The 21,899-nt window shown below is 62.0% G+C and carries 21 protein-coding genes and 2 pseudogenes; 13 read left to right on the top strand and 10 right to left on the bottom strand.

Going from position 1 to position 21,899, the window contains the following annotated elements; genetic code table 11:
* Window positions 1-412: 412 nt before the first annotated feature.
* Both M5B99_RS30245 and M5B99_RS30240 read left to right on the top strand, forming a co-directional pair.
* Window positions 413-1,501 (top strand): annotated as a pseudogene (locus M5B99_RS30245) (cache domain-containing protein); the annotation flags it as partial.
* A gap of 90 nt (window positions 1,502-1,591) precedes the next feature.
* Window positions 1,592-2,359 (top strand): methyl-accepting chemotaxis protein, encoded by a 768-nt coding sequence (locus tag M5B99_RS30240; RefSeq protein ID WP_412548730.1) that lies wholly within the window; start codon window positions 1,592-1,594, stop codon window positions 2,357-2,359.
* 192 nt (window positions 2,360-2,551) lie between these two features.
* On the opposite strand, the gene M5B99_RS13780 is transcribed toward M5B99_RS30240, so the two are convergent.
* Window positions 2,552-3,343, bottom strand: a complete 792-nt coding sequence (locus M5B99_RS13780; protein WP_248804534.1) for an AraC family transcriptional regulator — start codon at window positions 3,341-3,343, stop codon at window positions 2,552-2,554.
* A gap of 273 nt (window positions 3,344-3,616) precedes the next feature.
* Here M5B99_RS13780 and M5B99_RS13775 point away from each other — a divergent pair, with 273 nt between their 5' ends.
* Both M5B99_RS13775 and M5B99_RS13770 read left to right on the top strand, forming a co-directional pair.
* Window positions 3,617-4,471 carry a MaoC family dehydratase gene (locus M5B99_RS13775; protein ID WP_248804533.1) on the top strand — a complete coding sequence of 285 codons (855 nt, stop codon included), beginning with the start codon at window positions 3,617-3,619 and terminating at the stop codon, window positions 4,469-4,471.
* A 399-nt stretch (window positions 4,472-4,870) separates the two neighbouring features.
* On the top strand, window positions 4,871-5,056 hold the full coding sequence (locus tag M5B99_RS13770; protein ID WP_248804532.1) for a hypothetical protein: 186 nt from the start codon (window positions 4,871-4,873) through the stop codon (window positions 5,054-5,056).
* Window positions 5,057-5,325: 269 nt separating this feature from the next.
* Here the strand turns inward: M5B99_RS13770 and M5B99_RS13765 are convergent, their stop codons facing one another.
* Window positions 5,326-5,814, bottom strand: a complete 489-nt coding sequence (locus M5B99_RS13765; protein WP_248804531.1) for an Hcp family type VI secretion system effector — start codon at window positions 5,812-5,814, stop codon at window positions 5,326-5,328.
* Window positions 5,815-6,005: 191 nt separating this feature from the next.
* On the opposite strand from M5B99_RS13765, the gene M5B99_RS13760 reads away from it, so the two are divergent.
* From M5B99_RS13760 to M5B99_RS13730, 7 genes are all read left to right on the top strand, one after another.
* Complete coding sequence (locus tag M5B99_RS13760; protein ID WP_248804530.1) at window positions 6,006-6,917, top strand: NAD synthetase; 912 nt, start codon at window positions 6,006-6,008, stop codon at window positions 6,915-6,917.
* Window positions 6,914-7,372, top strand: a complete 459-nt coding sequence (locus M5B99_RS13755) for a hypothetical protein (protein ID WP_248804529.1) — start codon at window positions 6,914-6,916, stop codon at window positions 7,370-7,372. Before M5B99_RS13760 ends, M5B99_RS13755 begins: the two co-directional genes overlap by 4 nt.
* 132 nt (window positions 7,373-7,504) lie before the next feature.
* Window positions 7,505-7,810, top strand: coding sequence for a MazG-like family protein (locus M5B99_RS13750; protein ID WP_100944316.1), 306 nt, complete (start codon window positions 7,505-7,507; stop codon window positions 7,808-7,810).
* Window positions 7,807-8,556 carry a methyltransferase gene (locus tag M5B99_RS13745; RefSeq protein ID WP_248804528.1) on the top strand — a complete coding sequence of 250 codons (750 nt, stop codon included), beginning with the start codon at window positions 7,807-7,809 and terminating at the stop codon, window positions 8,554-8,556. Before M5B99_RS13750 ends, M5B99_RS13745 begins: the two co-directional genes overlap by 4 nt.
* A gap of 14 nt (window positions 8,557-8,570) precedes the next feature.
* Entirely contained in the window at window positions 8,571-9,167 is a 597-nt protein-coding gene (locus M5B99_RS13740) for a DUF4136 domain-containing protein (protein WP_248804527.1), read from the top strand.
* A gap of 20 nt (window positions 9,168-9,187) precedes the next feature.
* Window positions 9,188-9,748, top strand: coding sequence for a DUF4136 domain-containing protein (locus M5B99_RS13735; RefSeq protein WP_248804526.1), 561 nt, complete (start codon window positions 9,188-9,190; stop codon window positions 9,746-9,748).
* A gap of 112 nt (window positions 9,749-9,860) precedes the next feature.
* Entirely contained in the window at window positions 9,861-11,717 is a 1,857-nt protein-coding gene (locus tag M5B99_RS13730; protein ID WP_248804525.1) for a pilus assembly protein TadG-related protein, read from the top strand.
* On the opposite strand, the gene M5B99_RS13725 is transcribed toward M5B99_RS13730, so the two are convergent.
* Together M5B99_RS13725 and M5B99_RS13720 are read right to left on the bottom strand one after the other, a co-directional pair.
* On the bottom strand, window positions 11,625-14,453 hold the full coding sequence (locus M5B99_RS13725; RefSeq protein WP_248804524.1) for an ATP-binding protein: 2,829 nt from the start codon (window positions 14,451-14,453) through the stop codon (window positions 11,625-11,627). The two genes, M5B99_RS13730 and M5B99_RS13725, sit on opposite strands and share 93 nt — an antisense overlap.
* Complete coding sequence (locus M5B99_RS13720; RefSeq protein WP_248804523.1) at window positions 14,450-14,896, bottom strand: TadE/TadG family type IV pilus assembly protein; 447 nt, start codon at window positions 14,894-14,896, stop codon at window positions 14,450-14,452. Before M5B99_RS13720 ends, M5B99_RS13725 begins: the two co-directional genes overlap by 4 nt.
* A 75-nt stretch (window positions 14,897-14,971) precedes the next feature.
* Between M5B99_RS13720 and M5B99_RS13715 the strand changes: the two genes are divergently transcribed.
* A complete protein-coding gene (locus tag M5B99_RS13715) occupies window positions 14,972-15,442 on the top strand; it encodes a prepilin peptidase (protein ID WP_248804522.1) in 471 nt (156 codons plus the stop codon).
* A gap of 119 nt (window positions 15,443-15,561) precedes the next feature.
* A complete protein-coding gene (locus M5B99_RS13710; protein WP_248804521.1) occupies window positions 15,562-16,335 on the top strand; it encodes a response regulator transcription factor in 774 nt (257 codons plus the stop codon).
* 30 nt (window positions 16,336-16,365) lie between these two features.
* Here M5B99_RS13710 and M5B99_RS13705 read toward each other — a convergent pair whose 3' ends face one another.
* The 6 genes and pseudogenes from M5B99_RS13705 to cpaB form a co-directional block, all read right to left on the bottom strand.
* A complete protein-coding gene (locus M5B99_RS13705; protein ID WP_248804520.1) occupies window positions 16,366-17,253 on the bottom strand; it encodes a type II secretion system F family protein in 888 nt (295 codons plus the stop codon).
* 1 nt (window position 17,254) lies between these two features.
* A complete protein-coding gene (locus tag M5B99_RS13700) occupies window positions 17,255-18,142 on the bottom strand; it encodes a type II secretion system F family protein (RefSeq protein WP_248804519.1) in 888 nt (295 codons plus the stop codon).
* A 12-nt stretch (window positions 18,143-18,154) separates the two neighbouring features.
* A complete protein-coding gene (locus M5B99_RS13695; RefSeq protein ID WP_263860508.1) occupies window positions 18,155-19,426 on the bottom strand; it encodes a CpaF family protein in 1,272 nt (423 codons plus the stop codon).
* The gene (locus M5B99_RS13690; protein WP_248804518.1) at window positions 19,426-20,613 is read right to left on the bottom strand and encodes an AAA family ATPase; all 1,188 of its coding nucleotides are present in this window, start codon (window positions 20,611-20,613) and stop codon (window positions 19,426-19,428) included. The genes M5B99_RS13695 and M5B99_RS13690 overlap by 1 nt, the downstream gene beginning before the upstream one ends.
* A pseudogene (locus M5B99_RS13685) lies at window positions 20,610-20,735 on the bottom strand (type II and III secretion system protein family protein); the annotation flags it as partial. The gene M5B99_RS13690 and the pseudogene M5B99_RS13685, both read right to left, overlap by 4 nt.
* 97 nt (window positions 20,736-20,832) lie before the next feature.
* The gene (cpaB, locus tag M5B99_RS13680) at window positions 20,833-21,771 is read right to left on the bottom strand and encodes a Flp pilus assembly protein CpaB (RefSeq protein WP_248804517.1); all 939 of its coding nucleotides are present in this window, start codon (window positions 21,769-21,771) and stop codon (window positions 20,833-20,835) included.
* Window positions 21,772-21,899: the final 128 nt, after the last annotated feature.

Raw genomic sequence — 21,899 nt, 5'->3', positions numbered from 1 at the left:
ACACGCGAATGTCACTCGTTATACGGCAATCCTCTCACAGCGGGGAGAGGATGCCGACCTCGAATACTCTCCAATGCACTCAATGTGCCAGATTATTCCGACGAATCGGCCAGGTGAAAGCCGCGACTCCAAAGAATAGCCGACGATTATCAAGCTATTGTTCAGGCAGCACCTTGTTATTTCCGACCACGGCCGACAGCCTGATGCTAAGAAAAAATCAGAATATTCGCCTTGCGCCTCAACTTTTTTCCGCGCCAGCCGAAGCGCTCTAGGACAATGGCGTTTTTGTCGGACAATCAGCTACGCCACCAGCGAAACGGATTTTCAGCACCCCCATCACTTTCACAGCTGCCCTATACCGACCACACGTGATCAGCACGTCTGGGGTCTACAAGAAAAATCTGGAGCGCGGATGAACATCAAGCAGAAACTGACCTGGGCGTTTGCAATCGTCGCCTGTTTGCCGGTGGTGCTGGTTGCCACACTGGTGGTGCTGAACCTGCGCAGCGAAGCACGCAGCAATTTTGTCGATGGTAGCGGCCGGGAGATCCGCCAGGTCAGCAACGCCATGCAGTTGTTCTTCGACGGCGTCAGCCAGAACGTCGAATACCTGACGAACCAGCCGCTGATAAAAAATTCCGATGGCGTACTCAAGAGCTACGTGAGCGCCGATGCCGCGCAAACGCCCCTTAACGAGCAGGACAAACAGATCTACGACCTGCTTGAGGGCATGCGACTGGCCCATCCGGCTTATTCCTACGTGTCCTACGGCGTTGGCAACGGTGGCTACGTCTCGACCCCAGCCGACCCGAAACTGGCCAGCTACGACCCACGTGTCCGTCCCTGGTACAAGACCGCGATAGCCAATCCCGGCAAGACCCTGCGCACCTCCGCCTATTACTGGGCGGCCGACGACGCCGTCATGATCGGTACCGTGCGTACCGTGGACAACAAGCTGGGCTCCCAGGGCGGTGTGATCGGTGTCGACGTGACCCTCAAGCAACTGACCGAGATCGTCAAGCAGATCAAGCTCGGTGAAAGCGGCTATCTGATGTTGATGGAGAGCAGCGGCAACCTGCTGGTGGACCCTAAGCAGCCGGAACACAACTTCAAGGCCCTGGGCAGTCTCGGCGGCGGTTACGCCGACCTGGCCAAGGCCGGCAAGGGCCTGGTGGAAGTCGATATCAACGGCGAGCACTACATGGCCAATGTCTGGCCATCCGAGCAGTTGGGCTGGACCTTTATCGGCCTGATCAAGCAGAGCGAAGTGATGGCCTCGGCCAACCAACTGACTTGGCTGGTGGCAATCATCGCCGCCGTGCTCGCGGTGATCTTCGCCATCGTCGGCGCCAGCTTCGCCAGCCTGATCGTGCGGCCGATCCGCAGCGTGGCCAGTGGCCTGGAAGGCATCGCCCAGGGCGAAGGCGACCTGACCCAGAACCTGCAGATCCGTGGCAGCGACGAAACCGCGCAACTGGCGAACTGGTTCAACCAGTTCCTCGGCGCGATCCGCAGCCTGATCCAGCACATCGGCCAGTCGGCCAACAAGATTCTCGATTCGTCGCATAACTCCACCCGGGTGTCCGAAGATATGGCCGACGCCGCCGGGCGCCAGCGCGAAGCGGTGGACATGGTGTCGACGGCCTTCCACGAGATGGTCGCCACCGCCAACGAAGTCGCCCGCTCCTGCAGCCAGGCCGCCGAATCGGCCGACAGCGGCCAGCGCCAGGCTCGCGAGGGCCAGCAACAGATCGATGCGGCGGTGAGCAGCGTCGACCAGTTGAGCCATGAAATTTCCCAGTCGGCCCAGTCGATGCAGCAACTGGAAAGCGACAGCAACAATATCCAGTCGATTCTCGGCACCATTCGCTCGATCGCCGAACAGACCAACCTGCTGGCGCTCAACGCCGCCATCGAAGCGGCCCGGGCCGGTGAACAAGGCCGTGGTTTCGCGGTGGTCGCCGACGAGGTGCGGGCCCTGGCCAAGCGCACCGCCGACTCCACGGCGGAGATCGACGGTCTGCTCGGCAATCTGGCCAAGCGCACCAGCCAGGTCGCCCAGCAGATGCATGCCAGCCTTGAGGTGTCACAGGAATCGGTGAACCGCATCGGCCTGGCGCGCACCAGTTTCGGGCAGATCCGCGAGTCGGTGGACGTGATCCGCGACATGAACACCCAGATCGCCACTGCGGCGGAAGAGCAGCACCATGTGGCCGAAGACATCAACCGGCATATCAGCCAGATCCATGGTGATGCGCAGTTGGTGGCGGAACTGGCGAACTCGGCGCGACTCGACTCCCAGGGTTTGGCGGGGCTGTCCAGCGAGCTGGACGCGTTGGTCAAACGGTTCCGCACCTGATCGCCGATCTTTAGACCGCCGCAAAACCCAATGTCAGAGCGGAGCTTGTGTGGGAGCGGAGCTTGTGTGGGAGCGGAGCTTGTGTGGGAGCGGAGCTTGTGTGGGAGCGGAGCTTGCCCGCGAAGGGGCCCTCCAGGCCGCCAAAAGCTTCGCGGGCAAGCTCCGCTCCCACAATTGGGCCTTTCGCGGTATTCAGTGGCGGAACAGCTCTCCTGGCGTATAGCCGAACAAGCCCTTGAACGCGGCGATAAACGCTGACGTCGAGTCATAACCACAGGACAGCGCGGCCCGAGTCACGCTGTCACCCGCCTCCAAGGTCCCCAGCGACGAGAGCAATCGCGCACGCTGGCGCCAGCCCCGAAAACTCAATCCGGTCTCCCGCTGAAACAGCCGCATCAAGGTTTTTTCCGACATGCCCAGGCGCCCGGCCCACTGCCCCAGGGTCACCCCCAACTCCGGGTTCTCAATCAACTCATTGCACAAGTCGAGCAAACGCGAATGGCGCGGCAGCGGTAGCGAGAATCCCACCTCCGGCAGCCCCGCCAACTGATCCAGCAACACCTGCACCAGGCGTCCTTCGCTCCCTCCTTCCTCGGGATAATCGGCCGGCAACAGGCAGAAACTCTTGATCAATTCCCGGGCCAGCGGCGTCACCTCCAGCACCCGGCAACGCGACGGCGCCCACTGGCAGTCCTCGCGGCGTACATAAAGGCTGCGCATTTCCGCGCGCATCGAAGTCACCACCTCATGCTCCAGACCCGCCGGGATCCAGACCCCCCATTGCGGCGGCGCGAAAAAGCTGCCCTCAGCGGTATGCACCCCCAGCACCCCACTGATGGCGTAGGAAAACTGCACCCAGTCATGGCGATGACGTGGCGTCCACGAGCCGGCGCTCAGGCTCTCGGCACGGGCGTACAGCGGGCGCGGCAGGGACGCCAGCGTCGGAATCTGGCGTTGGGGGCCACGTTGTCCGTTAGTCGGCATAGATAGACCTTATGTCGCAAGATGGCTTGCAAGCTGCGACCTTAGGCCAAGCAGGCACTTCTGACAATGCCGACAGGAGCCGCACGGCCGGCTGCCGGCAAATCGTTGAGGCGCAACACGGCAATAGCAGGCCCCGCGCACCCGACAGTGATTCACGTCTGGGATCAGAGCAATACACGGCAACGAATCCGTCCTATGATGCCGAGGATATTGCCCACAAAAAATAAAGACATTTCCCACAAATTATAGCGACCGCTCATGGAGAGCCCGTGCATGCCCGTAAACTGGCAATACCTGACCGCCGCCCCCAGCCTGCCGGCGCTTTACCTGCGCGCCGCGACACGCCGCATCATCAGTGGCCAACACTTGCCTGAGCAGGGGCTGCGCAGTTGGGTGACCGTCGATGAGCGGCGCCTGGCCGCCTATCGCCGGGTCTGCGGCTTTGCCGAGGGCAGCCCGATGCCGGCGACCTATCCCCATGTGCTGGCGTTGCCGCTGCAACTGCAGCTGCTGACGGCCAAGGAGTTTCCCTTTCCGCTGCCGGGCCTGGTTCACCTGAACAATCGTATCCGCCTGCTGCGGCCCTTGGGCGGCATGAGCAATCTGCGGATCGGCGTGCAGGTGCGCAACCTGCAGCCTCATGTCCAGGGCGCGACCTTCGATCTGCTCACCGAGATCGACGATGCCCTCGGACCGCTCTGGGAAGCCGAAAGCCGGCTACTCTGCCGCGGCGTCACCCTGGACGCCAGGCCGGCGCGGAAAAACAAGGCCTCGGCCCCGCCCCTGACCGAGCTGTCGCGCTGGCAGGTGCCGGTCGATATCGGTCGGCGCTACGCCAGGGTTTCCGGTGACTACAACCCGATCCACCTCACAGCCCTGAGTGCCCGCCTGTTCGGTTTCCCCCGGCCCATCGCCCATGGCCTGTGGAACAAGGCCCGGATCCTCGCGGCCCTGCACGAGCACCTGCCGAGCGCCAATATCGAGATCGAGGTGGCGTTCAGAAGACCGGTGCGCCTGCCCGGCGAGGTCGGCCTGTGGGTCAGTGCACCGGGCTCGAACGGCGCGTTCAAATTGTCCGGTGCCAAGGGACTGGAACACCTGAGCGGGCGTTGGCGACCTATCGCCTGACAGACCTCTCTCATCGGAACGTCGCATCCCCTACCCTCGATTTTTTCTTCGTATCTCCATGCTTCCTGATCTAGACCCTTACTGACCGACGTACACCTGAAGATGCAACTTCCTGCTTGGGGGACGGTTGCGCTTCGCCCGACCTGGCGTCTATGATCAGGTTGTCGTTGCCAATTCAACGACTAGACCTTGGCCGGTCGATGAGAAAAGGCGCACAGGCGCCCACCATCCGAATTGCAGGCGCTTTTTTTGTGCCCGCACATTCGTGTTATGGCGGCTGTGCGTGGGACACCTTCGGGTGTGCCGGGTCCTTTTCCCCGGTCGGCCAACCCGCGTACAGCTGCCACCCGTCTTCGCTTGGCCGCGAAAGGTGTCAGCTCCACCGAGAAGGAATTTCAGATGGGCTACATACCGCTAACTCCGACCTGCACTAACCGTCATATTCTCTTCATCAACACCCACGCTTCGATCGTGGATTTGCATGCCTATGGCAGCGAGCGCATGCGAGCTGGAAAGGACATGATCGATAGTCTGTCCTGCATGTCCCTCAGAAAAATCGACGACGAAGACTTGACCCATTCTTGACCCATTTCATTCAGGGCGCTGCCTTGCTGCTGCGTGATGGATATGACATTTGGAAGGTGGTCGAGACGAGGACACTGGAGGCTGTGCGCAGTGGTAGATTGACCTCTACTGTTGCGGGTGGTGACGCCTGTACCGGAGTAGAGACCGTTGTCTAAATTGCCGTAACCGTCAATTCAGCACGGTAACCTGAGTCAGGTTGCCGTGCTGAAGCTGCCGAGCTATAGAGAGAAAGCTGCGTGCACTGAAGTTGCTACAACGTGGCCAACGACTCAGATTTTCACGTTCTCACGAATATTCCAGCCGTACTTGATGGCGCCGCCGTCCTTGCCGCCATCGGATTTTTGCGGCTGGTAGCTGACCTCGACCTTGGCGAAATTCAGCGATACATCCTCATGCAAGGTGTCTGCGCCCTGGTCGCCGCCGGTAGAGTAGGAAGCCACCATGACTTCCTTCAGTGTGATCACCAGATATTCAACCGGGTTGGTGCCACCGGCCTTGCGTACGGTGAGCGTCGCCTCGGGATAGTGCTTTCCGCTGGAGCAGGCCGCCATCAGGTTGGGCGACGATTTATCCATGGACTTGCCGAAAGACAGATTGTTGATACTGACCTTACCCGAGCCCCCGCCGCTACCAGTGTGCATGGAGCCAGACTGGTTCATACCCCATTGAATCGATTTTATTTCGATCTCGTCCCGATGTTGCTGGTCTTTGGATTCACCTTTGATATCACCCAGCTTTAAAAACATATCGGTTGCCATACCCACTCCCTGTCGTTGATTCACGCCGGATTGGCGCCGGAAGGCACTTTCTTCGTAAGCGCGTGCCTTGAGCAAGGTGTTGAGTAGTGAAAGGGAAATGACCTGCTTTATTAACTCGCAAGTCCTACATTTTCGGATGATTGAGCTGCTTATGCTCCCTGATCGTGATAACAGGTCAGGGAGGGGCCGGGATGATTTCCGATTTTTTAAAAAGCGGTGTGCCCAACGCGCACAACAATGCTCGTCAACGTGTGGAGAGCAAAGTCGATTTGCCACGACTGTTCCGAGCCATTGATACGGATCCGACGATTGCCGGTGCTGGCGTGGTGTACATCGAAAGTGACTTCACGGTGGTGACGCTGCGGGAGTTCCGGGTGATTTGCAGCATCGTGCCGAAGAAGGTCGTATTGCGTGAGGCGCCCAGGCATATAGCACCGTTGGAGTTTGTCCGGTCGCTGGAGACGCAGCCACGGGAGTCGCGACTGGTGATGGAGGTGATTAATACCTCTTTGTCGTGTGCCGGCGCCATTCTTGGATGGACTGCGGCTTTTAGTGGGACCGTCGCAGTTCCGTTTACCGCGGGCGCGAGTCTGGCAGTTGCCGGTATTGGTGCGACAGTCGCCACTGCCAGTACTGTGCAATGCGTGGTGGGTGTTGCGAGGACCTATTACGAACTCAACGACCCTGCTGCTAACGATGCCATGGATAATGAGGAATGGTATCGCTACGCAATGCCAGTATTGGATGCCGCCTCCTTGCTGGGAGCAGGTGCTTCTACCCTGACAACACTGAGGTTGTTGCAGGCCAGAAAGGCGTCGACCGGCAGAAGTTGGTACGAGTTGTCAAAAGGTCTGACTCGCCAACAGAGAAGCGCACTGACTAAAGAACTGCTCAGTCTGAAAGACCCTCGTTTGAGTAATAAGCTGTTGAAGCTTCGCCAGCGTTCAGGGGCGTTGGTCAAACGCTATACAGCGACCGAGATCAATCACGCCACAGTGACTCAAATTCGTGACGCCTTGGGCGCAACCATGGGTTTTACAAGCAGTGCCTTGTCCGGAAATATACGAACGCTCGCGCTTGGCTTGTATGAGGGCCTTGAATGATGGACCACCAAGACTCATTGAGTGCGTTTTTGGCTCGTTATTTTCCGACGTTTATCTGTGCTTTTTTTCTCGCTTGCTTTTCGCTTGGCGGCGCCATTTCATTGGTGTCCAGTAGTTACTTTCGCGGTGACCCCGAGCGGGCTCGCTATGCTTTTCTGGCGGCACTGGTTCTGGGATTGTTTTTGGCGTTTAGCCACTTTGCCATGATCAGAGGGCGCAAGTGGGGCATTTCTATCATCGTGGGGTTCTATCTGCTTGGCTTTCTTGCAGTCCTTTCCACCTTCGGCTACAGGCCGCATTTGGGCGCCTATGTGAGCGCTTTGCTGTTTCCGTTACTGGGACTTTTGCTAGTCAACAGCAAGCGCCACCGCGAAATGCGCGGTGTGCTCGTAACGATCCGTCAGCAACGAGAAGAGCTTCATCGGCTCCACAAACGTCGTGGAAAGCGCCGCTGATCGCGGCTAAGCAGCGCTCGCCTAGCCGCCCTGACGAATATTTCATCGGCTCCAGGTGTTATCCCTACAGCAAGGCCCTTGCTTCCCGTTCTCATCCACCGGAAGCTAGACGCCTTGAAGGAGAACACCCGCATGAACCTCGACGAACTGACCCAACGCCTGCACGGCATCCGCGATCGCAACGACTGGAAAACCTTCCACAGCCCGAAAAACCTGGCCATGGCCGCCAGTGTGGAGATGGCCGAACTGGTGGAGATTTTCCAGTGGCTCAGCGAGGATCAATCGCGCCAGTTGCCACCGGAAAAGCTCGCCCATGCCGGACAGGAAGTCGGCGATATCGTTCTTTACCTGCTGCTGCTGTGCAGCGAACTGGGGCTGGACATGAATGAGGTGGTTCGCGCCAAACTGGCCGACAGCGAACGGCGTTTTGCCCAATGAGCGACCGTCATTTCGACCAACTGGCCACCCGCTTCGCCGAGAAAATCTACGGTGGGGCCAAGGGTGCGATCCGTCTCGCCGTGCTCCAGGCCGACCTGATCGAGAGCCTGCCGCAGCGCCCGTTGCGGGTGCTGGATATCGGCGCGGGCCTGGGCCATATGTCATTGTGGCTGGCCGAGCGCGGTCACCAGGTAACCCTCGCCGAGCCCGCAGAACCGATGCTCGAAGGCGCACGCCAGCGCTTTGCCGACGCCGGACAAACCGCGACCTTTATCCAGGCACCGTGGCAGGAACTGCTCGGCCAGCTCACCGAACCCTATGACCTGGTGCTCTGCCACGCCGTGCTCGAATGGCTGGCCGAACCCCATGCGATCCTGCCGGTGCTGCACCAGCTGTGCACGCCGGATGGCTGGCTGTCCCTGGCCTTCTACAATCGCGATGCGTTGATCTATCGCAACTTGCTCAAGGGCCATTTCCGCAAGATGCGCAAGAATGACATGGCCGGTGAAAAGCACAGCCTGACCCCGCAACAACCCCTTGATCCACGGGAACTGGCGGCGCAACTTGAAGGTCTGTGGCGGGTCGAGACCCGGAGTGGCGTACGGGTATTCCACGACTACATGCCGGTTGAATTCCAGGCCCGCGCCGCCCTGGCGGACCTGCTGGAAATGGAACTGGCCCACCGTCGCCACCCCGGCTTTGCCGGGCTGGGACGTTACCTGCACTGGATCTGCCGTCCGGTCTGAATACGGAGGATGCAATGAGTCGCCGCTTTTGTCTGCTCGCGCTGTGCCTGGGAGTAACTGCCTGCCAAAGCAACAACCCCTACACCGCCAGTTCCATGCCCCTGCCGCCCGCCCCGGCGCAGGTCGCCCAGACCCCGGATCTGAGCGCCTACCCGGCACCGCCACGGGACTACGCTCGCTACCGCACCTGGGCCTGGAGCAATGACCGGCTGCCCGCCGGCACCACCTGGGCCGATCCGGCGCAGTTGGCTGAAGTGGTGGGCAATGCCCTCGAACAGCAGGGCCTGCGTCCACGCCGCGATACCACGCCGCCGGACCTGCGGGTCAGCGCCGACCTGCATGTGGAGAAACGCCTGCGCCAGGTCCAGGAAGACTACGGTTACGCCGGCGGTCCCTACGGCTACCGCTATGGCATGTACCCCAGCGCCCCGATCGTGCGCACCTACGAGGTGCAAGTACTCGTGGTGCGGATCAGCCTGTTCGACGCCGGCACCGGCCAACCGGTCTGGAGCGCCAGCGCCGAGACCGGCACCCAGGGCAATCAACTCGAACGCGCGGATGCCTTGCGCGATGCCGTGAACAAGGCCCTGGCCAGTTATCCACCCAGCTAGACCACACCCGGAGAAAAATCATGTTCCGCCGTCTCGCTTTAGTGGCTTTTGCCGTGCTGCTCAGCGCCTGCGAAACCACCCAGGTCAACCACGACTTCGACGCCAGCCGCGATTTCGCCGGCTACCGCAGTTGGAGCTGGAAAGAACCCGCATTGCAGTACCGACCGGACGATCCACGGATCAGGAGCGACCTCACCGAACAGCGGATTCGCCAGGCGGTCGGCGAGCAGCTGGACCAACGCGGACTGCGCCCTGCCGTGGCCGGCGGCAAGGCCGATGTGACGGTCCAGGCGTACCTGATCGTCGACAACCGCCAGCAGCAGGTCAGCACCAGCTACGGCGGTGGCTGGGGCGGTCCTTGGCAAGGCGGTTTCTGGGGCGGCCCGGGGTACACCGAAACCCGCAGTGTCGACTATCAGGTCGCGACGATCCAGGTCGACCTGCTCGATGGCAAGGACGGCAAGCTGGTCTGGCGTGGCAGTGCCGAGCAGACGGTCAACGACCGTTCGACACCGGCCGAGCGTAGCGCGGCGATCAACCAGGCGGTGGCCAAGTTGATGACGGCGTATCCGCCCAAATAGTTGCAACACTCCCTGCCCAGCAGGGGGCGTCTCGAATAGCCCAACCTTGGCTACACTGGCAGACAACACTGGAAAGTAAGCGCTCGGCCAGCGGCCGGCAAGGGAGTGCTCGATGCCTTTCCCCAGTCGTGTCATCGGTTTTCAGGGGCCGTCCGGGCAGCGCGGGGCAATCAGCCTGATGGCGGCCATCACCCTTGGTCTGGCCCTGCTCTTGATGGTGGTGGTGGTCGATACCGGCCGGCTCTATCTCGAACAGCGCAAGTTGCAACGGATAGCGGATGGTTCGGCGCTGGAAGCGGTGAGTCGCGCGGGGAACTGCCTGGCCGGCCTGAGCGCCGCCAGCTACGCGACTCAAAGTGCCAGCCGCAACGCCTTCTCCGTCGGTAACGGCAACACCTTGACCACCACCTGCGGCACCCTGGTGACCGGGGCCAATAACCTGCGCACCTTTGCCGTGGATGCCACGCAATCCTCGGCCATTCGCGTGGTCGCCAGCCATTCCGTGCAAACCAGCGTGGCCGCCGGGATCTACGCCCTGGTGTCGCCCGGGACCTTCAGTCCGAATACCCAACTGACCGCAACGGCGGTAGCCGCGGCGCCCCTGCCGCCCGTCGCGCAGTTGAGCATCCGCAGCACCATCGCCAATGTGAATCTGCTCAACTCGGTCATGGGTCCCTTGCTCGGCGGCTCAATCAATCTCACCGCAGCCGGCTGGAACGGCCTGCTCAACACCGATATCAACCTGCTCAGCTACCTGAACCAACTGGCCATCGATCTGAACGTGACGGCCGGCAACTACACCCAACTGCTGTCCACCAACACCAGCGTCACGCAGTTGATCAGCACTGCCATCACGGTCTCCCAAGCCAATGGCGCGAGCGCCGATGTCCTGACCGCGCTGGGCGGCCTGAAAGTCGCCGCACAAACGGCCGGGAGCATCCAACTGGGCAGTTTTCTCAACCTGTCGACGATCACGCCGACCTCGCAGCTCAATGCCAATCTGCAACTGTTCCAACTGGTCCAGGCGATTGTCGAAGTGGCCAATAACCAGAACGGCCTGGCGGTGAATCTGCCGGCCAGCCTGTTGGGATTGGGAGTCGGGGCGACGGTACAGACCAAGGTCATCGAAGGGCCGCAGTTCTCGGCGATCGGCAACCCGGCCCTCGCCGCGCTCAACCCGCAAGGCCCCAGTGGCATCTATGTGCGCACGGCACAGATCCGCACACTGGTGAGCCTGGACCTGTCACTGGTGAGCAATTTACTGAGCGTAGTCTCAGGGCTGCTTTCGGCCGGTACCAATTTGCTGGGACTGACCCTGCATGTACTGCCCGATCCGACCCTGGACATCAGCCTGGAAGCCGGTGGCGGCAGCAGTTATGTCACGGGTTACACCTGCGTCAGCGAGACCAATAAAAGCCTGTCGATCAGCGCCACCACCGATACGGCCTACCTGCGGGTGGGCAATGTCAATTCGGACTGGGCGAGCAACACGGGACCGCTGACCGTCACGCCTTTCACTTTGGTTTCTATCGGCACGGCGACGGCGCCTTTTGCCGCCGGAGGCGCATCCCTGATGATCAGCAGCCCGGCGCTGCAAACAACCGGCACTTATACCTTTATCAACCCACCCGATGTCAACGTGACGCCGACCCCCGCCTATCCGCCCTACACACTGTCGATGTCCGATCCGATTGCCAGCCTGACCCAATCCGTCAACGGCATACAACTGACAACTTATACTCCGACCTATACCGCCCCGACGCTCCTGAGCGTCGTCTTCGCAACCCTCACGGCCACCCTCAACAGCGTGTTCAGCCTGCTGACCTCGACCCTGAGCGGCCTGCTCAGCCCCCTGCTGGACAACCTGATCAACACGTTATTGGCGGGGCTGGGTATCACTGTCGGGCAGATCTCCGTCGACGGCCACCTCACCTGCGGCCAGCCCGGCAAGGCCTACCTGGTGATCTGAAGCGATCGGCAGCTCCACACAGAACCGCGCTCCGGCGTCGCCATTGCGTACGCTGAGGCGCCCGCCCATGTTCTCGACAATCCCGTAGCTCACCGACAACCCCAGCCCGGTGCCGATGCCTATCGGCTTGGTGGTGAAGAAGGGTTCAAAGATCCGCTCCAGCAACCGCGGGTCGATACCACCGCCGTTATCCTCGACGAACAGACGCACCGCCCGCTCGTCACGTTCGGCGGTCAGGGCGATCCAGGGCTCGAAATCGCGGCGCTTCTCACGCTTGCTCAGCAGCGCATCCCGGGCGTTGACCATCAGGTTGATCAGCACCTGCTCCAACTGGTCGACGAAGCCCCGCACCCGCACCTCGAACCCGATAGGTGCCACTCGCAGCTCCACGCCCTTGCCTTTCATCCCTTCGCTGAGCAACGACAGCGTGCCTTCCACCGCCTGCATCGGGTTGAACGGTGCCTGCTCGACTTCCGAACGGCGGCCGAACACCCGCATATGATCGACCACCCGCGCCGCTCGCTGGACCTGAGCGTCGATGCGATTGAGCTTGTCCTGCAAGTAATCGATCTGCACATCGCCATTGCCCAGGCGCTTGAGCACATTGACGATGGCCATGCGCATGACGTTCAGCGGCTGGTTGATCTCATGGGCCAGGCCGGTGGCCATTTCACCCAGGGTGGCCATTTTCGCGCTCTGGGTCAGTTGCTGCTGGGAGCGCCGCACCTCGGTGTTGTCACGCCCCACCGCCTGCACCTCGAGCAGTCGGCCTTGTTCATCGAACACCCCACGATCCGACCAGACCCACCAGGCATGCTCGCGGCCGGGCAATTGCAGGCTGATTTCCGCAGTGCTCACCGGCAGTTCAGGGGTCAACTGCGCCAAGCGCCGGACAAACGCCGCGCGCTGCTCGGGCGACAGCCAATTACCCAGGTCAAGCCCCGGCAATTGCTCGGGCGAGCACTCCAGGTAGGCCGCAAGCGGCTTGTTGCCGAAGGTCAGGGTCAGGTCCGGGCGGTAACGACAGATCATCGCCGGCGAATCCTCCACCAGGATGCGATAGCGCTCCTCGCTCTGCTCGATCTGCTCGGCGGCCAGGGTCGCTTCAGTGACATCCAGCCACAAGCCCACCGCTTCCACCGGCAAACCGAGGTCATCACGCAACAGGCGGGCTTCATCCAGCAGCCAGTGGTAGGCACCGCCCTTGTCCCGGAGCCTATAACGACAACTGACGTTACCTTCGCGCAACAACTGGCGGGTGCGTTCGAAATAACCGTCGCGATCCTCGGGGTGAATCCACTGGGCCAGGCTGCCGTCGGCACAGTCGCCCAGGGTCCAGCCCAGCAGTGGCAACAGGCTGTCGCTGAAGAACACCGGCTGCAACGCGCCCTCGACATAGCGCTGCACATAAATCACCGCCGGCGAGCTGGCGATCAGGTTGTCCAGCCGGGCATGGGCGGCGGCGGCGGCCTGTTCCTGGTTCTTGACGTCACTGATGTCGAGCATGAAGCCAATGATCCGCAGGCTGTCGCCGATACCCATCACCTGCCCCTGCAGGCGATACCACTGCGGGGCCCGCAACGGGTCATCGGCATTCCGCCGGACACAGAGCAGCAGCGGATTGCCCTGTTGCAGGTCGTACATGCGGCTGGAAAGCTCCTGGCGATCGGCGGCATGGAACAGTTCCAGCCAGCCTTCCAGCGACACCACCCCGTGCGAACCCTCAAGCCCCAACCCCAGCAACAGTTGCGGAGCCAGTTGCAGTTCGTCGAGGGCTGGCGTCCACTCCCACCAGCCGGTGCCCAACAAACCTTGCAGCACCTCCAGGCGCTCCAGTTGATGATGATGTACTTGCTGGCGCAGGCGCGCCAGCAACGGCGCCGCCAGGGCCGCGGCCAGTTGCAGCCAGTCACGGTCGTCCAACTGCGCCGGCCGCAGATGCGCCGGGTAAAAACCGGCGAGCAACCACGCCGCCACCCCATGGTCATCACAGAAAGGAATGAGCAAGCCATCGGCATTACCCATCACCCCTTGCAGGCGCAGGTGCTCGCTCAGACCCTGTTGCGCGCTGAAGTACAGCGGCACCATGCCGTTGAGACTGTCCAGGCCACTGCCCAGGGCCTGGCCGGTCTGCCACAGGACCGGGGCGTCATGAGCCCGATACTGGCTGTGCACCATCCACTGCTGTTGATGTTCGTCGAGCAGTGCCAGGGCGACACAGGGAATCCGCCAGCGCTGGGACAAGCCCTGCAACTGCTCGTTCAGCACTTGAGGCAGGCGCGCCAGGCTGCACAGGCGCAATTGTTCGCTCATTTGCCCGGCGACCTGCTGCAACTGCTCACGCAACGATGAACGCAGGTTGTGCTCTAGCAGGTCACCGATATCCAGGGCCTGCAGCCACCAACCCGGATTGGCGGGTTGGACCCAGGCGCGGGTATGCAGGACTTGCCCGGCCGGCCCGCTGAAGTCCAGGTCGAGGCTCTGCCCGAGCCAATCCGCCGGCACGCCTTCAACACACAGGCGACTGGAGAGCAGCAACAAGTTGCGCAATTCACAACCGGCTTCCTGCAGTGCCAGGTCATGGCGCAAGGGACCGTCGACACTCAATACCCGACCGTCGTCATCCAACAGCAGCAGCAAGCCGAATGTCGGAGCGGACCGTTTGCCCATGGGCTCGGGCGGCGACTCGCTAGCGCGTCCCAGCAAGCGCCCGAACAGCTTGTCCCCTGCGCTCAAAACTGCAGACTCGACATGACAGTCAGATTCGTGGGCAGGCTGGGCACCGTACCGATTCCAGGCAACACCAGAAACGGCAGAACATTGCGCAGTTGGGCCGTAGGGTAAGTGATGGTGACCGTCAGGATGCCGCCCGTATAGACCGCCGTAATATTGTTGGCGGCATTGAAGTTGAAGCTGCTGGGAATCCAGACCAGCCGGGTGGCGGCGGCCTGGACGGCGGTGCTCTGGACCAGGCTCGTATAGCCGCTGCCAGCCGCCACCGGGTCGACCGCCACGCTACTGCGCAACGCCTCGGCCGTCGCCTCATGGAACGATTGCACCATCAGCAGTGGCAAGCAGTAGCTGACCATGCCATAGAACACCGCGAAAAAAACCAGGAACACGAGCGCGAACTCGATGGCCGCGGCGCCTTTTTGCTTTCGAGGGAGGCTGGGGTTCATGGCAAGGTCTACCCTGACAACTGCATGTTGTTATCAGCATAGAATCATTCGCCGGGAAGAGACGTTTTTTAGCCAATGCACAGCCTTGTCCTACTGGCCTGGTTCGCACTTTGTGCAACCCAGGACCTGCGCCACCGGCAAATCGCCAATAGCCTGACCCTTGGTGGCGGTGCACTGGCCCTGGCCTATCTGCTCTGGAGCGGCAGCACCTGGCTGGGCGCGCCGGCCGCCCAGGGCGGTACGGCCTTGCTCCTGGCCTTGCTGCTGACGTTGCCCGGCTATGTCGCCGCACGCCTGGGCGCTGCGGACGTCAAGCTGTTGGCGGCGCTGGCGTTGGCCAGCGAGCCGTCTACACTGCTCGGCACCTTTATCGGCGCCGGCGCCGCAACGCTGTTCTGGCTCTGGCTGGCGCCACGACTGTGGCCGTTACTCGGACGGGGGCCGCAGGCAAGCCTTCACCACCTGGCCCCGGAAACCGTGGGGAAATACCCCTTCGCGCCCTTTCTGCTGATCGGCCTGCTTGGCATGTCAATCAATTTCTATTAGTCATGACTCTAAATGTACAGAGTGGCGAAGTGCGTCTACTTTTGAAAAACAAGCCCTGCGAAACTGCGCGCGTGGGCCAGGAGCCCGTGGTCATTGGCTGGTAGAGCATGGAGTAGCGCGTGAACATACCTGTCTCTCAAGTAAAAGTGCTGGTGGTGGATGACCAGTCGCTGATCGTCGAAGAAATCTGCGAATTTCTCGAAAGCAACGGCTATCGATGCGTCCCTTGCCTGTCCAGTCGACAGGCCATCGAGCGCTTCCGCGAAGACAGCGCGATCGGCCTGGTGCTCTGCGACCTGCAGATGCCGGAGCTGGACGGTATCGAGCTGGTGCGCCAACTGCAACGGATTGCCGGTAAACACCGGGCCTTCGAAGCCATCATGCTCACCGGGCGCGCCGACAAGCAGGACGTGATCAAGGCATTGCGCGCCGGCATCGCCGACTACTACCAGAAGCCGGTTGACCTGCACGAACTGCTCGATGGCATCCATCGCCAGGACAAGGCACTGGCCGAGCGCAGCCGCTCCGACAGCCTGGGGCATCTGAACCAGAAGCTGCAGTTCCTCGCCGAATCCATCGACGACCTGTACCAGGACCTGAACAGGATCCGGGGCCGCTCGCCCGCCGACAGCAGCGAGGAGGCCGATCCCGACTCGGCACAGATCCTGCCTGAAATCGTCAGCCAGCTGTCGCCGCGGCAACTGGACGTCGCGCGGCTGGTGGGCAAGGGCCAGACCAACTACCAGATCGCCTGTGAACTGGGCATCACCGAAAATACGGTGAAGCTTTATGTGTCGCAGGTGCTGCGCCTGACCCATATGCACAACCGCACCCAACTGGCACTGGCCTTGTCACCCGCCAGCGCCCGCCACAGGGGGATCACCGAGCACTGATCCCACCGCGAGCGCCATCGCAGCCCCTCCCTAGGACGCACCAAAGGCCTTGGCCAGGGCGGTAAAGCCCGGCCCGGCCAGGACAATCAACAATGCCGGGAACAGAAATACCATCATCACCACGGACATCTTTGCCGATAGCTTGGAGATGTATTCCTGCTGACGGGTCAAACGCCGATCATCGAGCAACTGCTTGAGGGCCAGCAACGACTTCATCGCGCCGCCGCCCTGATGGATCAACTGATGGAGAATCACGCAGATATCATCGAATTCGTCCACCGCCAGCAGACCGGCCACCTTGTTCAACTCCTCTCCCAGCTCCAGGCCCGAATCGACCCGTGCCAATACCAGACGCAACTCCCCGGTCACCACGGGCAGCAGCTCCCGGCCCTCCTGGGAGAGCACCCGCAAGGCCTGCTCCACCGCCATGCCCGACTCGAACAGAACGCGCAGCAGCGGGATAAAGGTCGAGACCTCCTGGACAATCTGTTTCTGCCGACGCCGAGCCAGCAACACCAACAGTCGCTTGGGGAACAGATAGCCGCCGGCCAGGGCCAGGAAAGGCGCGATCCAGGGTGAGGTGGTAGCGGGGAAGACCAGCCCTTCCACCAGCGACACGATCCCCAGCGCCAGCAGCGGCGTAGCGATCTGGCTGGCGGCAAACAGCGAGCGCTGGCTGACCTTACGCCAACCGACACGATTGAGCAGCGCCTGGGTTTCGTTATCCAGGCTGATCGAACGCTGGCCGAAACGCGACTCGCCCAGCCTGCGCAGCAGGCTGCCGAAACAGTTGTCGCGGCTCATATGGCCGAGCAGACGCTGATTCACCGCGCGCGCGCGCCGGCGCCGCTGCAACCATGGGCCGAGCACCAGGGTCAAGGCGCCGAGGAACAGCAGGACACTGGCCAGGATCACCATCTCACACGCTCCGCAACATGCGCCAAAGCGCCAGGCAACCGAACACCTGTAACCCGAACGCCATCAGCAACATGCGTCGGCCGCTGCCGTCATCCCACATGTGCATCAGGTAACCCGGGTTGGAGACCAGGAAGAAACCCGCCATGCCCACCGGCAGCAACGCCAGCACCACGGCGGTCATCCGGGTTTCCCCAGTCATGGCTCGCAGTTGCCGATTCCCTTGCTCGCGCTCGCGAATCAGCTTGATCAGGTTTTCCAGCAACTCGCTGGCGTTGCCACCGTAGCGATGGTTGACCTTCAATCCCAGGGCCAGGAAACGGAACTCGTCGCGCTCGTAGAATTCGGCGAAGTCCTTCACCGCCTCCGCCAGGCCGACCCCCAACTCGACATTGCGTCGTATCCGGCCCATGGCTTCGCGCAGGGGATCGGTGGACGCCTCGATACCGCCCAGAAGCGCATCGGCCAAGGTTCGTCCCGACTTGAGACTGCGCACGGCGTGATCAAGCAGGGACGGCAGTTGCTCGACCATCCGCCGAACCCGCCGCCGGTAGCGCCAAGTCAGATACAGGCGCAAGGCCAAGGGTGGCAGCACCAGCATCAGCAACAGTCCGGCGACACCAACCTGCACAGCACCAATCAGCAGCAGAACCGCCCAAACGCCCAGCCACAGGCCCTGCCGCTCGCCGGGGCGATTCAGACCGGCCCGCACGAACAGGCGATCCAGGCGGCTTTTCGTGGTTTTGGTCACCGGCGCCAGGACCGGCCGGCCCTGGCCCAGGCGGCTCAGCACCCGCTCACGGCCGGTCTTGCGCAGACTGGTGTAGAACAAGTGTATCGACAAGCCCAGCAGCAGCAGGCTGATCAAGCCGAACAGCAGGGGAACCAACATCGGCGCCCCTCCTCAACCGAAGGACAAGGACGAGTCGCGGCGCAACTTCTCGCCGCCAGGGTTCAGCGCATCGCGCTGGAAACCGAAGCCACTGCGCCGGTCCAGGCGGAACAGGGTGTTGGTGACATAGATGTCCTCGCGCACATCGAGCACCTCCACCACTTCGCTGACACAACGACGGCCATCGGGCAGGCGGGTCAGCTGGATCACCACATCGAGTGCCGCACAGACCATCTGCCGCAGGGTCTTTTCGCCGATCTGCCGCCCTGTCAGCCCCACCAGGGTTTCCAGGCGCAACAGGGCATCCTGGGCGTTGTTCGCGTGCACCGTACTCATCGAGCCGTCGTGGCCGGTGTTCATTGCCGTCAACACGTCGAGCACTTCCACACCGCGAATCTCGCCGAGGATGATCCGGTCGGGACGCATCCGCAGGGCGTTGCGGATCAGGTCGCTGGACTTCACTTCACCGTGGCCCTCGGCATTCGGCGGGCGGGTTTCCAGGCGCACCACATGAGGGTGGTTGAGTTGCAGTTCGGCCACGTCCTCGATGGTAACCAGTCGTTCATGGGGGTTGATCAACTGGCTGAGGATATTCAACAGGGTGGTCTTGCCGGTGCCAGTACCACCGCTGATCAGGATATTGCAGCGCTTGCCCACGGCCAGCTGGAGAAACTCGAAGATCGCCAGGTCGATGGTCTGCATCGCCATCAGGTCGCTGCTCTTGAGCATGTCCTTGCGAAACTTGCGCACCGACAGGCACGGACCGTCGAGAGCGATCGGCGGAATAATGGCGTTGACCCGGCTGCCATCGGGCATCCGCGCATCGACCATCGGCGAGGACTCATCCAGGCGCCGCCCCAGGGGCGCGAGAATCCGTTGGATAACCCGCTCCACATGCTGGTCGTCGATAAACCGCAGGTCGCTCTGGTACAGGACACCATCACGCTCGATAAATACCCGATGCGGACCGTTGACCAGGATCTCGGTCACCGTGCTGTCGCGCAACAGGACCTCCAGCGGCCCGAAACCGGTGAGTTCATCGACGATCTCCTCCGCCAGCCGCTCCATCTCATACCGCGACACCGCCAGGTGCAACCGCGAGACATATTCGCCGACCTTGTCGATGACAAACTGCGCCAGGGCCGGTCGCGAGCCTTCCAGCAGGTTTTTTCCCGACTCCTCGATGGCGTCGATGATGTAGCGATGCAGCACCAGTTTCAGACCGTCATGGTCGCTATTGCCGGTCCCGCCGCGGGACTGACCGCCGAACAGTTTCTCCACCATTATTTATGCCCCCAGAGGCGATTGAACCAGCCTTCGGAGGACTTGGTCAGGCCCTGGGAGCGCTTTGCCAGGAGCTCGCCGAGGTTTTTCAGGCCTTGGGTCAGGGGTTCCCGGGGCGACAGGTCGAACAGCGTCTGGCCCTGGTTCTTCGCATTCAGGCGAACATCAGGGTTGTACGACAGCACGGCAATCAGCTCCAGGCCGAAGGTCTTGCCCAGGGTTTCCGAGTCGGGCGACACGCCACGCAGGTAGCGGTCGACCAGCAGACGGGCATGATCGAGCTTCATGCCTTTTTCCCTCCAGAGATTGAGCACCGCCAGGCCGCGCCGGCAATCGAGCACATTCTGGTCGGTATACCAGAGCAGCTTGTCGCAATGGCTGACAAAGGTCCGCAAGGCCTCACTGTCGGGCTGTCCAACGAGGTTGACGACGATATGCTGGAAATGTTGGCGCAGGGCACTGAGCAGCATGTACAACTCCGCCGCGCTGGTGCGTTTGAGGGGTTCGTCGGCAATGGCATGGGCGAGGATGCGCAGACCTGCTTCGGCGCTGGTGAAAGCGCTGTCTATCAGAGTCGCGTCCAGGCGGCGCAGATGGCGCAGGGCATCGCCGAAGTGGAACGAGCTTTCCAGCCCCAGCAGCGCCAGGCTGTCGCCCCGGGGCAGGCCCAGGTCCAGTAGCAGGGTTTGCTGGTCGCTTTTCTGTACCATCAGCGCCAGGTGGCTGGCGAGCAAGGCGCCATCGGCATTACCCTGGGCACCATAGAGCACGGTGAAACCACCCAGTTGGGTACTGGGGGTCACCGCCGGCAGGCGCTTGCTCAGGCGCCGCACCAAACCGGCCACCTCACTGGAGCGCGAGCCATAGGCGACGAAATCCCGAGCACCGGCGCGCATCGCATTGAGTACCAACTGGTTATCCATGCCATCGCCGAGGGCGACAATCGCCAGCATCGGCTTGGCCTCCAGAGCTCCTTCGATCAGGGCGCTCTGGGCCACCAGGTTTTCCCGGTCCAGACCGACAAAGATCAGGTTGGCAAAGGTGACATCCACCAGCGAGAGCAACTCGTCGAGGCTGCCACCGGCGCTGACCACCTGCCCCAGGGGCACCAGCGCGCCCTGCAGCCATTCCAGGTCAATGTTGTTGCGGGTGATTGCCAGAAAGGTCTGGCTCAGGTTCTGGCTCATTTCGATAATCCGCTGCGGCGATCGTAGTTGCCGTGATCCGGGAAAAACAGATGGAATCCGTTCGGATCGTATTCGCGCCATTTCTCCCTCGGCAGGCCGGGTAGCCGGGCATCGGCTGCCAGGGCGACATCCCAGCCCAGCCCCCCCAGTCCCAGGGAACCGATCATGGGTTTGAATCTCGACACACATCGACTCATCCGCGACCTCCTTGCTGACCGATCAGGGTGTTTGTTGACTGACTTGATTGCCGCGGATCACCTCGATTCCCCGGCTTTTCGTCGCGCCGGGAACCGCGCTTGCCTGGCCCCTGGGCGCACCGGCCAAGGCCAACTGGTTGAACTGGAACAGACTGTGATTGGTGCTTTCGACGCTGGCGGCCGCGCGCTCCCCGGCCCAGTAACGCGGCAACAGATGCTCGTCGACACTGCGAACCGCCAGGCGCAACGTACCGACCTGAGTGGCAAGCATCAGGCGGCTGAGCAACGGTTCCGGAACGGCCAGCACCACCGTGCGGGCGTTAGCGTGGCGAGAGTCCTGGCGCAAGCGCTCGTCGGCCGTGGACGACGGCGTGGCCGGCAAGCCATCGTTGGTCAGCCCGAGTTGATCACCGACGCTGAGCAAGCGCATCGCCGGCACCACCACCTGGGCCGACTGCTGCGGGTTGCCGGCATCCTGGTGCAGGAACAGCAGGACATCGACGTAGTCCCCTGGCGTCAACAGGCCACCGGCACCGCTGACCTCATCCACCGCCACCGCCAGGGCCCGCTCATCGGGACGAATCATCCGTGCCAGGGGACCGCCGGCCTCGAAACTCTCATTGCCGAGCCAGGTGCCCGCCTTCAAGGCGCGCCAGGGGACGCGGTCCACCGCCTGTTGCGGGGAACTCAGGCTGCCGACCGGCGCGGTACGCAGCCATTCAACAGTCAGGTCGGCCGCCGTCAGGGGAGCAAAAGGGGGAACATCGCGGGCCAGAACCACCACCGGCTGGCGGATCGCATCCTCTGCGCCGCCCACGGTTTTATCCACGGAGGTGGCCACCGGCACATTGACAGGTGCCGCGGGGACCGGCTGACGGCTCAGCCTCAAGCCCCAATAACCGACGACAATGGCCGCGATCAGAAACAGGGCGGCCAGCCCCATGGTAACGCGACTGTTCACGACGGCTCTCCCTATCCTGCTACGCCCAAGGCCATGAAACCTTCGCAATCAGGCAGCTATGCATATCAACTATTTCGCTATTGGACGGTAGCGCAGCTAAACCAAAACGCCATTACCCAACGCCAAAT

Origin of the sequence: Pseudomonas sp. MWU13-2100 (assembly GCF_023242365.1) — a bacterium.
Lineage (GTDB): Bacteria > Pseudomonadota > Gammaproteobacteria > Pseudomonadales > Pseudomonadaceae > Aquipseudomonas.
Note: the sequence above shows the minus strand (reverse complement) of the source record. Positions and strands in the feature narration are given on the sequence as shown.

Coding starts and splice junctions, on each gene's coding strand:
- M5B99_RS13740 (WP_248804527.1), top strand. CDS start 8,571: ATGAGTCGCCGCTTTTGTCTGCTCGCGCTGTGCCTGGGAGTAACTGCC.
- M5B99_RS13755 (WP_248804529.1), top strand. CDS start 6,914: ATGATGGACCACCAAGACTCATTGAGTGCGTTTTTGGCTCGTTATTTT.
- M5B99_RS13720 (WP_248804523.1), bottom strand. CDS start 14,896: ATGAACCCCAGCCTCCCTCGAAAGCAAAAAGGCGCCGCGGCCATCGAG.
- M5B99_RS13765 (WP_248804531.1), bottom strand. CDS start 5,814: ATGGCAACCGATATGTTTTTAAAGCTGGGTGATATCAAAGGTGAATCC.
- M5B99_RS13700 (WP_248804519.1), bottom strand. CDS start 18,142: ATGTTGGTTCCCCTGCTGTTCGGCTTGATCAGCCTGCTGCTGCTGGGC.
- M5B99_RS13770 (WP_248804532.1), top strand. CDS start 4,871: ATGGGCTACATACCGCTAACTCCGACCTGCACTAACCGTCATATTCTC.
- M5B99_RS13775 (WP_248804533.1), top strand. CDS start 3,617: ATGCCCGTAAACTGGCAATACCTGACCGCCGCCCCCAGCCTGCCGGCG.
- M5B99_RS13695 (WP_263860508.1), bottom strand. CDS start 19,426: ATGGTGGAGAAACTGTTCGGCGGTCAGTCCCGCGGCGGGACCGGCAAT.
- M5B99_RS13735 (WP_248804526.1), top strand. CDS start 9,188: ATGTTCCGCCGTCTCGCTTTAGTGGCTTTTGCCGTGCTGCTCAGCGCC.
- M5B99_RS13715 (WP_248804522.1), top strand. CDS start 14,972: ATGCACAGCCTTGTCCTACTGGCCTGGTTCGCACTTTGTGCAACCCAG.
- M5B99_RS13705 (WP_248804520.1), bottom strand. CDS start 17,253: ATGGTGATCCTGGCCAGTGTCCTGCTGTTCCTCGGCGCCTTGACCCTG.
- M5B99_RS13690 (WP_248804518.1), bottom strand. CDS start 20,613: ATGAGCCAGAACCTGAGCCAGACCTTTCTGGCAATCACCCGCAACAAC.
- M5B99_RS13750 (WP_100944316.1), top strand. CDS start 7,505: ATGAACCTCGACGAACTGACCCAACGCCTGCACGGCATCCGCGATCGC.
- M5B99_RS13780 (WP_248804534.1), bottom strand. CDS start 3,343: ATGCCGACTAACGGACAACGTGGCCCCCAACGCCAGATTCCGACGCTG.
- M5B99_RS13760 (WP_248804530.1), top strand. CDS start 6,006: ATGATTTCCGATTTTTTAAAAAGCGGTGTGCCCAACGCGCACAACAAT.
- M5B99_RS13730 (WP_248804525.1), top strand. CDS start 9,861: ATGCCTTTCCCCAGTCGTGTCATCGGTTTTCAGGGGCCGTCCGGGCAG.
- M5B99_RS30240 (WP_412548730.1), top strand. CDS start 1,592: ATGGCCGACGCCGCCGGGCGCCAGCGCGAAGCGGTGGACATGGTGTCG.
- M5B99_RS13745 (WP_248804528.1), top strand. CDS start 7,807: ATGAGCGACCGTCATTTCGACCAACTGGCCACCCGCTTCGCCGAGAAA.